Annotated in this window: 8 protein-coding genes; 4 read left to right on the forward strand and 4 right to left on the reverse strand. The window is 70.9% G+C overall.

What is annotated here, in order from left to right:
- Positions 1 to 14: 14 nt before the first annotated feature.
- Positions 15 to 1,907, reverse strand: a complete 1,893-nt coding sequence (locus tag AB0H93_RS40130) for an ABC transporter ATP-binding protein (protein WP_358581181.1) — start codon at positions 1,905 to 1,907, stop codon at positions 15 to 17.
- Positions 1,908 to 2,204: 297 nt separating this feature from the next.
- Here AB0H93_RS40130 and AB0H93_RS40135 point away from each other — a divergent pair, with 297 nt between their 5' ends.
- Both AB0H93_RS40135 and lanL read left to right on the forward strand, forming a co-directional pair.
- Entirely contained in the window at positions 2,205 to 2,375 is a 171-nt protein-coding gene (locus tag AB0H93_RS40135; protein ID WP_165968588.1) for a hypothetical protein, read from the forward strand.
- 355 nt (positions 2,376 to 2,730) lie between these two features.
- A complete protein-coding gene (gene lanL / locus AB0H93_RS40140) occupies positions 2,731 to 5,304 on the forward strand; it encodes a class IV lanthionine synthetase LanL (protein ID WP_358581185.1) in 2,574 nt (857 codons plus the stop codon).
- Positions 5,305 to 5,311: 7 nt separating this feature from the next.
- Here the strand turns inward: lanL and AB0H93_RS40145 are convergent, their stop codons facing one another.
- From AB0H93_RS40145 to AB0H93_RS40155, 3 genes are all read right to left on the reverse strand, one after another.
- Positions 5,312 to 7,102, reverse strand: a complete 1,791-nt coding sequence (locus AB0H93_RS40145; RefSeq protein WP_358581187.1) for a glycoside hydrolase family 3 C-terminal domain-containing protein — start codon at positions 7,100 to 7,102, stop codon at positions 5,312 to 5,314.
- Positions 7,103 to 7,255: 153 nt separating this feature from the next.
- Positions 7,256 to 9,076: a TIM barrel protein gene (locus tag AB0H93_RS40150; RefSeq protein ID WP_358581189.1), complete on the reverse strand. Its 1,821-nt coding sequence runs from the start codon at positions 9,074 to 9,076 to the stop codon at positions 7,256 to 7,258.
- Entirely contained in the window at positions 9,063 to 9,941 is an 879-nt protein-coding gene (locus AB0H93_RS40155) for a shikimate dehydrogenase (protein ID WP_358581192.1), read from the reverse strand. The genes AB0H93_RS40150 and AB0H93_RS40155 overlap by 14 nt, the downstream gene beginning before the upstream one ends.
- Before the next feature lie 112 nt (positions 9,942 to 10,053).
- Between AB0H93_RS40155 and AB0H93_RS40160 the strand changes: the two genes are divergently transcribed.
- Together AB0H93_RS40160 and AB0H93_RS40165 are read left to right on the forward strand one after the other, a co-directional pair.
- Positions 10,054 to 10,704 (forward strand): TetR/AcrR family transcriptional regulator, encoded by a 651-nt coding sequence (locus AB0H93_RS40160; RefSeq protein WP_358581195.1) that lies wholly within the window; start codon positions 10,054 to 10,056, stop codon positions 10,702 to 10,704.
- A gap of 130 nt (positions 10,705 to 10,834) precedes the next feature.
- Entirely contained in the window at positions 10,835 to 12,187 is a 1,353-nt protein-coding gene (locus AB0H93_RS40165) for an MFS transporter (protein ID WP_358581198.1), read from the forward strand.
- Positions 12,188 to 12,387 lie beyond the last annotated feature (200 nt).

Here is a 12,387-nt window from a genome sequence, read left to right on the forward strand (position 1 = left end):
CTGGAACAGATCCCTTACGCCGAGCTGGGTTGTTCCGCGCGGTAGGCGGCGGCTTGGAGTTCGTAGAGCTGCGCGTAACGGCCGTTCACCGACATCAGCTCCGGGTGCGTGCCCTGCTCGACGACCTCCCCCCGGTCCAGCACGTAGATCCGGTCCGCGTAGCGCACGCTGGAGAGCCGGTGCGAGATCAGCACGACCGTCCGGCCCTCGGCGTGCTGGCGGATGCGTTCGAACAGCGCGTGCTCGGCGCGCGGGTCCAGCGCCGAGGTCGGCTCGTCGAAGATCATCAGGTCCGCGTCGCGGTAGAAGGCGCGGGCGATCGCGATCCGCTGCCACTGCCCGCCGGAGAGGTCGTGCCCGCCGTGGAACCGGCGGTCCAGCAAGGTGTCGTAGCCGTCGGCGAGCCGGGCGACGACCTCGTCCGCCCCGGCGGCGCGGGCCGCCTCGGCCAGCTTCTCGTCGTCGCGTTCCCGGCCCATCACGATGTTCTGCTCGGCGGTCAGCGGCCAGCGGGTGTGGTCCTGCGCGATGACCGAGATCCGCTCCCGCAGCACATCGCCGGCGATCCCGGTGATGTCCGCATCGTTCCAGCGGATCGCGCCGGAGTCCGGTGTGTACAGTCCGGCCAGCAGCTTGGCCAGCGTGGTCTTGCCGGAACCGTTCTCCCCCACCAGCGCGACGACCTCGCCGCGCTCGACCGCGACGCTCACCCCGGACAGCGCGGGCGAATCCGCGCCCGGGTACCCGAAATGCACGGAATCCGCCGCTATGCGCCGGAATTCGCCGGGTTCCGCCGAGGTGCGCTCCGGCGGCACCCGCCGCTCGGCCAGCTCGCAGAACTCCAGGTAGTCGCCGAAGTAGAGCCCGGCCTCGTAGAGCTTGTTCACCGACTGCACCAGGCTCGTCAGCGACGACTGGCTGGCCCGGATCGCCAGCACGGCGGTGCCGACCACCGCCAGCGGGATGAGTCCGAACGCGAGCATCGCGCCCAGCACCGCGTACACCGCGCCGAGCGCGACGCCGCCCATCAGGTCGCCGGACACCCTGGTGGTGGCCCGCTGCCAGGCGACGTCGAGCTCGATCCGCTGCTCGTAGTCGGCGATCCGGTCGTACTCGGCGAGCAGGAAGCGGCGCAGCGTGAAGGCCCGCACCTCGGCCGCGGGCGGCCGCTCGGCCATCAGGTCGGAGAGCATGAACTTGCGCCGCCGCGCGGTGGAGATCCGGCGGAACGCGGCGTAGCGCATCCGCGCCGAACGCAGCGCCGCCCACCCGTCGGGCACCGCCGTGACCAGCAGCAGCGGCATCAGCGCGGTGTGCAGGAGGCCGAGCGTGATCGCGCCCGAGAGCACGCCGATCGCGCCGGTGAGGACGTTGACCGTCATCTCCACGACCGTCGCCGAGTCGGGCACGCCGTTGTCCCGCGCCCGCTGCATGGAGTTGTGGAACTCCTCGTCGTCGAACGCGGTCAGCTCCACCCGCGTGGTCAGCCGGAACAGCCGCGTCTCGGCCAGCCGCTCGACCTGCGGTTTCAGCCGCTCCTGCGCCCAGCTCGCCACGGCCATCAGCCCGGCGCGCAGCCCGGCGGCCCCGGCCACCAGCAGCAGCGCAGGGACCGCCGCGGTGACCCGCTGCGCGGTCGGGCCCGCGGCGAACAACGACTCCAGCACGTCGTTGGTGGCCAGCAGGCCGAACGCCGTGAAGAACCCGGCGAGCACGTTCAGCCCGAGCGTCGCCGCCGTGTCGAGCCGGCTGGCCCGCCAGGCGACCGCGACCGCATTGCCCACCAAGCCGGGCAGCCGCCGCGCGATCGCGCCCAGCCCGGCGGACAGCATCTCCGAATCGTGCGCCTGCCAGTACGGCGCGACGAGATCAACCGGTTCGGGTGTTTCCCGCCGCCACCACTTCATCGGTGCCGACCGGCGCTCGAACGGCGTGCCGCACAACGACTTCGCCCCATCACGTTCGAGAAGTTAGACGAGCGGACACCGATCCGCAATCTTGTCGTTGTTACCCCGTTTGGCCCTAGGTCTGCGAAGTGACCTGTGCCAACAATTCTGGGGATTGCGCCGAGGGCGTCAGCACCGGCGGATCTCGACCTTTCATTCACGCCTGAAGCGAACCCGTTGGCGTGCAACGACAATCCACCGTCGCACCGGGAATCCTCAGAACGTCCCGCCAGATCGGCGGACGAGTTAGGAGCGAACATGTCCACCTTGCTGCTGGAGCCCCGCGACGCGGGAACCGTTGAAATCGAAGACATTTCGGTGGACTTCGAGATCGACCTCAAGGAGGTCCTGCACGGAGCGCAGGCGTGCGTGAACACCTGCAAGCGCACCGTGTGCAGCAGCTTCCCCTGCTGTCCGTCGATCATCTGACGACTACCGGAAAGCAATTCCGGGGGGCGGTTTCCCGTCAATTGCGGGAAAAACGGTAACTCGGCGATTCGCCGAAATCCGACAGCCGCGAAAGGAGTCAGGCAGATGCCCGCACTCGGACTGGAACCCCGGGACGCCGGAATCATCGAAATCGAGGGAATCTCAGTCGCCTTCGAAGGCGACATGAAGGTTCTGCACGGCGCACAGGGGTGCGCGGACACCTGCAAGCGCACGGTGTGCACCTTATGGCCCTGCTGTCAGACACTCGTCTGAGCCTCGGGTGATCAGGCGGCGGGAGGACCTCCGGGTCCTCCCGCCGTCGCGCAAATCGGATTCGACCAGGGAGCGGCACAGCATGGAGACGACGGCGACCGATTCGGACACCACCGTGCGGGATCGGCTGGCGGAGGCGGCGGAGCGCGACGGCCGGGAGGTGGCCGTCGACGAAACCTGGGTGAGCGTGCGGAAACCCGGTATCGCGGTGCCGGACCAGGGCTGGAAGCTGCACATCTCCGCGCGCCCGGGCACGCTCGCCGAGACGCTCGACCGGGCGCTGCCGCTGCTGCTGGCCTGGGACTGCGACTTCAAGGTCGCGCGCTCCCGGCGGGTGCTGCACGAGCTCAACTCCGGCGACGCCGACCCGGCGACGGTCGGCAAGGCGATGACCGTCTACCCGCCGCAGGACACCGTGGTGCGGCTGGGAAACCTGCTGGCCGAAGCGCTCGCCGGGATGACCGGCCCGCGGATCACCAGCGACCGGCGCATACGGCCGGACGCGCCGGTGTACTACCGCTTCGCGCCGTTCCGGCCGCAGTACCGCGTCGACGAGAACGGCGACTTCGAACTCGTGGTGATCGGCCCGGACGGCGAGGTGGAGCCGGGCGCCGCGGGCGCCGAGTTCAGCTGCCCGCCGTGGGCGAGCGACCCGTTCCGCCCGGAACCGGACCCCGAACCGGAACCGGCCGCGCAGCCGACGACCGCGCGGCCCAGCGTGCTCGGCGGGCGGTACCGGCTCACCTCGGGAGTCCTGCGCGGACCGCGCGGAAACGTCTACCGCGCCGTGGATCCCGACGGCCGCGCGGTGGTGGTCAAGGAGGCCCGCGCCTACGTCGGGGAGAACATCAACGGCATCGACCTGCGCATGCAGCTGCGCAACGAGCGGCGCATCCTGCAAGCCCTGGACGGGGTGGACGGCGTGCCCGGGCTGCTCGACCACTTCCGGCACGGCGAGGACGAGTACCTGGTCATCACCGACGCCGGCACCCTCGACCTGAACCGGTACGTCGGCGAGCGGACCCGGTTCTTCGACGACGCCACCAGCGCGGACCGCGACCTGGGCGTGCTCGCCGCGCGGCTGGCCGAGATCCTCGCCGCGGTGCACGAGCGGGGCGTGGTGATCCGGGACCTGTCGCCGAAGAACGTGGTGCTCGACGACGACGGCCGCTGCACGCTCATCGACTTCGGCAACAGCTACTACGACGGTTTCCAGCTGCACGGCTGGACCCGCGGCTACAGCGTGCCGGACCAGCACACCGACCGGCAGGCGGAACCGGCGGACGACTACTTCTCCCTGGGCGCCACCCTGTTCTTCGCCGCCACCGGCATCAACCCGATCGGCGTCGACCAGGACCCGGCCCGGAACCTCGAACGCTCGCTGCTGTGCCTGGAACGCCTGTACCCGAACGCGACCGGGGTGCGCGCCCTGCTGCCCGGGCTGATCAGCCTCGATCCGGCCGAGCGCACGGCGGCCTTCGCCGACCTCCGCGCCGGTAGCCGCACCCGGCGCGGTTCCCGCCCCTCGGCGCCGGAACTCACCGCGGAGCTGCTCGAATCGGTGCTGGAGCACACGATCCAGGAGTGCATCGGCGCGGCGGAGCGGATGGCGGCGTCGCCGACCGACGTCGGCCGCTCGGAGCCGCCGAAGACGAACGTCTACAGCGGTTCCGCGGGCCTGGGCCTGGAGCTGCTGCACCATCCGCGGGGCGTGGCCGCCGGGCTGGAGCTGGCGCGCTGGACGATCGCCGCGACGCCACCGGCGAAGCTACCGGCCGCGATGTACTTCGGCCGCACGGGAACGGAGATCTTCCTGTCGACCGCCCGCCGGGCGGCACCGGATCTGCCGGTGTCCAAGCCGATCGAGCTCGCCGCCGACGAGCGCGGCGACTACATCCACGGCGTCGCCGGGATCGGCGCGGGCCACCTGGTCCTGCACGCCCTGGAACCGGACGCCGGACACCTGGCGCAAGTCGACGAATGCGCGCGGCGGCTGCTCAGCGGCGAGACGCGCGCCACCGAGGACGCGGTCCCGGCCGCGGCGGACACCGGTGTCGCGCTGGAAGCCGGATTCGCCCACGGCAGCGCGGGAATCGCGCAGTTCCTGCTCGCCTACCACCAGCACACCGGCCACCCGGAGGCGGAAGCCGAGGCGGCGCGGCGGTTCTCCTCGCTCGCGGACGAGGTGGCGGGGCTGATCGAGGTCCTGCGGCGCCCGCCGGCGCGGCCGATGGCGGCGTCGTGGTGTCAAGGCATGTCGGGCGTCGTCTCGGCGCTCGTGTCGGCGGCGCAACACTGGGACGACGACCGGTACTGGGTGCTGGCGAAGGACGGCGCCCGAGCCTGCCTCGGCCTGGCGCCGCAAGCGTGGGTGGTGTCGCAGTGCTGCGGCCTGGCCGGGATCGGCGAGGCGGTGATCGACCTGGCGATCGCCACCGAGGACGAGGAATTCTGGGCGGGAGCACGAGAAATCGCGGTGCACATGCTGGCCCGCAGCGGCGGTGACTTCACCAAGCCCGACTTCCCGGACAACTCCCTGGAGGCGGCCAGCGCCCCGTGGTCGACCGGCACGTCGGGAGTCCTGTCGTTCCTGCGCCGCCTGCACCACGGCGAAGGCGCCCGCCTGTGGACCACGTCCTGGACCCCACCGGTGTGACCGGTTCTCAGGCGCGCAGGTGCCGGTAGCCGACGAACACGCCTTCCTCGTAGTGCACGTCCTCACCGACGCCCGGATACATCCGCAAGTCGCCGGCGGTCGGGAGGTCGGCTTCCCGCTCCGGGAAGGTCACCGGCAGCCGGCCGCCCGGATCGACGTCGCCGAACAACACCCGGGCCAGCGCCGTACCGCCGCCCGCGCCCGGGTACCACGCCTGCACCAAAGCGCGGGCCCGATGCCGCCACGGTGTCAGCACCGGTCCCCCGGTTTCCAGCACCACCACGGTGTTCGGGTTCGCCGCCAGCACCGCCGCGATCACCGCGTCCTGGTCGACGAGCAGGCTCCCCACACCCGGCGGCGGGAACGACAGCAGCCCGGCGTCGATGTCGAGCCCGGCCTTGTCCACGAACTCCGACTGGAGATCGGCCGCGAACACGACGGCGACGTCGGCGTCGCGCGCTGCGGCGGCCGCGGCCGCCGGCACCTGGCCGGGATGGTAGGCGACGGTGATCTCCGAGCCTGCGCGCTGCTCGATGCCCTGCCGGGGAGTGACGAACGTGAACGGCGTGACCGACGACGAGCCACCGCCTTGCACGAACCGGTCGGCCGCATCGCCGATCAACGCGATCTTCTTGCCCCGCAACGCATTCGCATCCAGCGGCAGCAGACCGTCGTTGGCCAGCAGCGTCGTCCCCTGCTCCGCGATGCGCGTGGCCGTGGCCAGGTGCCCGTCCTGGTCGATCAGCGCGTCGTCGTCCGGGAACGGCGGCCGGTCGAACAGGCCGTGGGCGAACATCGTCCGCAGGATGCGCCGCACGTGGTCGTCGACGTCGGCGGTGCTCGCCTGCCCCATCGCCAACGCGGCGGAGATCGCCGGCGGCGAGTACGCCAAGGCGGGCCACGGCTCGAAGTCCAGGCCGTTGGTCAGCGAGTTCGCGGTGTTCCGGGTGGCGCCGTAGTCGGCGATCGTGTAGCCCGGAAAGCCCCACTCGTGCTTCAGCAGATCATTGAGCAGCCACTGGTTCTCGCAGGCGTACTGCCCGTTGACCCGGTTGTACGAACCCATCACGGCCCCGGCGCCGGCCTCGCGCACCGCGGCTTCGAACGGCGGCAGGTGGATCTCGCGAAGGGTGCGCTGGTCGACGACGGCGTTGTAGGTCATCCGCGAACCGACCACGCCGAGCACGCCTTCCTGGTTGTAGGCGGCGAAGTGCTTGACGCAGACGATCAGCCCCTCGCCGTGCGCGCCGTCGATCCACGCGACGCCCAATCGGCTCGTCAGGTGCGGATCCTCACCGAAACCTTCGAACGTCCGCCCGGCCAGCGGCGTGCGCACGATGTCCACGGTCGGCCCGAAGACGACGTCGTTGCCCTTGCACTTGATCTCGTTGGCGACGGTCGCTCCGTAGCGGAGCGCGGCGCCGGGATCGAAGGTGGCGGCCAGCGAGATGGTGGCGGGCATGGCGGTGCCGTTGCCCTGCCGAGCCCCGATCGGCCCGTCACCGTAGCGCACGGTGGGCAGCCCGACCCGATCGACGCCGTGCCCGGTCCCGGTGTGGGTGCCCGGAAAACCCGCGCCGCCGCCCTGCTCGTCGCCGCCGAGCAGGGAGATCTTCTCCGGCAGGGTCAGCTCGCGCAGCAGCAGGTTCGCGCGCTCGTCGGGCGAAAGCCCGGGCACGCACCAGGGATGGTCCCCGCAACGGCCCGGCGAGGCACCGGCCGGGGCTGCCGCTCCCAGGCCCAGGGCCAGCACGGATGCCGATAAGAAGGTCCGGCGGGTGATATCGCGGTGCAGCAAGGCCGGGCTCCTCTCGCGCCATTGCGGGATTGGTCCCAGTCTGCGCGAGAGAAGCCCGGCAATCATCGCCCAACCGCAGGCAACGTCGCGTGTGTGCTTTGTGTTGCTATGGCGGCACAAAGCACACACGGGCTCCGCCACTACCGCACGGCGTCAGGACTCGGTGCCGGCCATGCGCTGCCTGCGGTGCGCGGCCATCCGGACCGGCGCGTTCGCCACGCCGTATCCGGCGTAGCCGCCGATCCGCTGCACGAGCTCGAAGAAGATCCGCGAGCCGAACAGTTCCGTGAACAGGTGCAGGTACTCGCCGTTCTCGTCCCGGTCGTAGAGCACCGAGTTCGCCCGCAGCTCGGCCAGCAGGCGTGGGTCCAGTTCCAGGCGCGCGTCGAGGTCGTCGTAGTAGTTGTCCGGGATCCGCAGCACCGGTGCTCCCCGCTCGCGCAGGGTCCGCGCCGCGGCCAGCACGTCTTCGCAGGTGAACGCGATGTGCTGCGGGTCCCGGACCGCCGGCGCCCACTCCCCGCGGCGCACCAGGGTGCCGTTCAACGCGATTCGCACCGTGCCGGACGGGTCGAGCACCGCCCGGCTGCGCACCATCCCGAACGGCGCCGCGTACTCCACGACCGGCTCCGGCTCCAGCCCGAGGACCGAGCGGTAGAACAGCGTCGCCTCGTCGAAGTGGTCGAACGGCTGGGTCAGCGCGACGTGGTCGATTCCGGTGATGCCCAGCCCCTGTTCCGCCGGGGCCTCCGTGCCGGGGAAGTCCGACAGCCAGCTCTCGGCGTCGCAGAAGAACACCTCAGTGCCGTCCGGCGCCGCCACCGACGCCAGGTTGGCTTCCTCAGGCCCTCGGGAGCGAGGCAGGATCGGCGCACCCATCGCGTCCGCCCGCTCCGCGGACCGGCCGGGATCCGCGCTTTCCATCGCCAGTGCACCGATCGCCGCCGAGTCCGATGTGGACGATGAGGCGTTCAGCAGCACCCGGGCGCCGCCCTGCTCCCACAGCTGCACCGGCTTGCTGCGGTGCTTCCCGGTGAGCGAGAAGCCGAGCGCCGTGAGCGCGTCGGCGAGCCGCGCCGAGGCGATCTCGTCGACGGCGAGTTCCGCGAAGGCACAACCGCCGAGCTCCGGTGCCGCCGCGGCGACCGGCATCCCGAGCTGCTCCTCCAGCAGCCGCAGCGACCGCATCGCGTCCACCGCCGCTGGTCCCGGGTCGGCCTGCCGGAAGACGTCGTTGAACACCTCCAGCGACAGCGGCCCCGCGTAGCCGGTGGACAGCACGTTGCCGACGAAGGTCGGCAGGTCGAACGAACCCTGCCCCGGGAACAGCCGGTGGTGCCGGCTCCACTGCAGCACGTCCATGTCCAGCCGCGGCGCGTCGGCCAGCTGCAGGAAGAACAGCTTCTCGCCGGGGATGGTGCGGATCAGCGCCGGATCGCTGCCCCGCGACAGCACGTGGAAGCTGTCCAGGCACAACCCGAGCGCCGGGTGGTCGGCGCGGCGCACGATCCGCCAGGAGTGGTCGTAGGTGTTGACGAACCGGCCCCACGCCAACGCCTCGTAGGCGACGCGCATGCCCCGCGCGGCGGCGCGTTCGGCGAGCAGTCGCAGTTGTTCGGCGGCCAGTTCGTCGTCGTCGACCGCGTCCGGCGAGACCGTCGAGCACACCAGCACCAGATCGGCGCCGAGCTGCTCCATCACGTCGAACTTGCGCTCGGCACGCCGCAGGTTGGCCCGCAGCACGTCCGGCGGGACCGCCTCGAAATCCCGGAACGGCTGGTAGAGATCGATGGTCAGCCCGAGGTCGGCGCAGCGCCGCCGGATCTCGGCGGGCGAGGCGGCGGAGGCGATCAGGTCGTTCTCGAAGATCTCGACGCCGTCGAACCCGGCCGCCGCGGCGGCGGCCAGCTTGTCCTCCAGGGTGCCGGACAGGCAGACGGTGGCGATCACCCTGCGGGCATCAGCCGTGGGCATGCACACCTCCGGCGAGTTCGGTGAAGTGGCGGAGCATCCGCGCGGCGTCCGGCTCGACGCCGGTGAACAGGCGGAACGAGTCGACGGCCTGGAACACGGCCATGCCCCCACCGTCGAGGACCCGGCAGCCGTTCGCCCGCGCGGCGAGCACGAGTTCGGTCTCCAGCGGCCGGTAGACGACGTCGGCCACCCACAGCCCGGGGCGCAGCAGCTCGGCGGGCACCGGCAGGCCGGGGTGCGCGGCCATCCCGGTCGGCGTGGCGTGCACGAAACCGTCCGCCCAGGCCAGCGCCTCGGCGGCGGACCCCAGCGGGGCGGCTTCCGCGCGGTCGACGCCGAAGCGCGCACGCAGCGACTCGGCCAGCGCCTCGCTGCGCCGCGGGTCGACGTCGAGCACGCGGAGCACCCCGGTGCCCAAGGTCAGCATCGCGTGCGCCACCGCGGCACCGGCGCCGCCGGCTCCGAGGAGCACCACGCGATCCATCGGAGCGTCCGGCAGGCCGCGGCTGAAGCTGCGGGCGAAGCCGGACCAGTCGGTGTTGTGGCCGATGGCGCGACCGCCGGTGAAGACGACCGTGTTGACGGCGCCCAGCTCGACGGCGTCCGGCGAGAGCTCGTCGAGGTGCTCGATCACCGCCTGCTTGCCCGGGTGCGTGATGTTGAGGCCGTCGTAGCCGGCGGTGCGGGCGGCGGCCAGCAGCTCCCCTATCGCCGACACCGGCCTGCCCAGCACGTCCAGGTCCCATCGGCGGTAGAGGTAGCGGAGTCCGAGCTCGTCGGCCTCGCGCTCGTGCAGCGGCGGGCTCAGCGACGGGCCGATGCCCGATCCGATGAGCCCGACGAGGTAGCCGTCCTGGTTGCGCACCTGAGCCCCTCCTAATTAACGAACCAGCTAGTTAATAGTAGGCCGGAAGCCCCGATCCGGGAAGGGCCGCTGCACTACAGTGGGCGTCCAGCCCAAACCGCGAGGGAGCGCCGTGGCAACACCGACGTCCGACACCAGGGAGATCCGGCACCGCGATGCCGAGCGGACGCGCGCGGAGATCCTCGAGGTGGCCACCGCGGAATTCGCCGACAAGGGCTACGCCGGCGCCCGCGTGGACGAGATCGCCGCCCGCACCAGCACCACCAAGCGGATGATCTACTACTACTTCGGCGGCAAGGAGCAGCTCTACCTCGCCGCGCTGGAGAACGCGTACTCCGTGATCCGCGGCATCGAGCGCGAGGTCGACGTCGACGACCTGAACCCGATCGAGGCGATCCGGCGGCTCGCCGAGCTGACCTTCGACCACCACGAGTCGCACCCGGACTTCCTCCGCCTGGTCAGCATCGAGAACATCCACCGCGCCGAGCACCTGGCCAAGTCCGAGCTGCTGCCCGGCCTGGCCACCCCGGCGGTGGACGTGCTGGGCCGCATCCTGGAGCGCGGCCAGGCGGCCGGGCAGTTCCGCGCGGACGCCGACGCCCTGGACGTGCACATGGTGATCAGCTCGTTCTGCGTCTTCCGCACCGCGAACCGCTACACGTTCCAGGCGATCTTCAAGCGCGACATGCTCGACCCGGCCCGCCGCGACCACTACCGCACGATGCTCGGCGACCTGGTGCTCGACTACCTCACCGCGCGCTGATCTCCAGCGCGGACACCCACTCGAAACGCACCCTTGACAGGTGATGCCGCACACTTCACCCTTTGGGACTAACTAGATGGTTCATAAGTCGCCGGTCTGAGCAACGGTGCACGGATCCTTGGAGTTACAAGTGACGGACCACTCCACCGCCACGCAGGGCAAACCGCGCAAGGCCGCCGTCGCCGCGTGGATCGGCAGCGCCCTGGAGTACTACGACTTCTTCATCTACGGCACCGCGGCCGCGCTGGTCTTCAACAAGATCTTCTTCCCGGCCTCCTCCCCCGCGACCGGCACGCTGCTCGCGCTCGCCACCTTCGGCGTCGGCTACCTCGCCAGGCCGGTGGGCGCCTTCGTGCTGGGCCACATCGGCGACGTCTTCGGCCGCAAGCGGGTGCTGGTCTCCACGGTGCTGCTGATGGGCGTGTCGACGGTGCTGGTCGGCTGCCTGCCGACGTACCACCAGATCGGCGTGGCCGCGCCGGCCCTGCTGGTGACGCTGCGCCTGATGCAGGGCTTCTCGGCGGCCGGCGAACAGGCGGGCGCGAACTCGATGACGCTGGAGCACGCGCCGCCGGACCGGCGCGCGTACTACACCAGCTTCACCCTCAGCGGCACCCAAGCCGGGCAGATCCTGGCGACCGCGGTCTTCCTGCCGGTGGCCGCGCTGCCCGAACAACACCTGCTGACCTGGGGCTGGCGACTGCCGTTCTGGCTCAGCGCGGCGGTGGTCGTCGCCGGCCTGCTGATCCGCCGCAAGCTCGACGAAACCCCCGTCTTCGAACACGAAGTGGCCGCGGGCGAGACGAAGCGGGCCAAGACGCCGCTCGTCCCGCTGTTCCGCGACCACTGGGCCAGCGTGCTGCGCGTCGTGGTCGCCTCGGTGATCGCCGCGGTGAGCACCATCTTCACCGTCTACGCGCTCAGCTACGCGGTGAACACCGTCGGCCTGGCGAAGGCGCCGATCCTGTGGGTCGGCGTGCTGGCCAACATCGCGGCGCTGTTCGCCATCCCGCTGTGGGCGAAGCTGGCGGACCGGATCGGGCGCAAGCCGGTGTTCATCGGCGGCTCCCTGGGATGCGCCGTGCTGATGGCGGCGTACCTGTGGTCGCTGTCGCTCGGCGACTACGCGCTGATCTTCACCACCGGGATCCTGATGTTCGGCGTGGTCTACAGCGCCACCAACGGGATCTGGCCCGCGTTCTACGGGGAGATGTTCCCGGCGCGGGTGCGGCTTTCCGGCATGGCGATCGGCACGCAGATCGGGTTCGCCCTGGCCGGGTTCGCGCCCAGCATCGCCGAAGCCATCGGCGGCGGCCGGGACGGGTGGGTGAACGTGGCGCTGTTCACCGCCGGCCTTTGCGTGCTGAACGCCATTGCCGTCGCCACCGGGCGGGAGACCTATCGGGTTCCCACCGAGGATCTGGGGTTAGCTTCCGGGCGTTCGGCTTCGTTCGGGGTTGGGGCTGGGTCTCGGGCTGTTTGAGGTTTGGCTTTGGGCGGGCTCTTGGGTTGGTTCCCGGGGGCCTGTTCTTTTTTGGTTTGTGGGTTGTGGGTTGGGGCTTTTAGAGGTTTGGCGTGTTTTGGGGCCATCCCCGCGATGGGTGGAGGATGGGGGCTGCGGGCCGGAGGTCAAGCCCGGCCTGGCGGCCGCCCCTTCGGGGTTTCAGGCTTGACCTCCGGCCC

It is taken from the genome of Saccharopolyspora sp. NPDC050642 (assembly GCF_040654735.1).
Lineage (GTDB): Bacteria > Actinomycetota > Actinomycetes > Mycobacteriales > Pseudonocardiaceae > Saccharopolyspora > Saccharopolyspora elongata.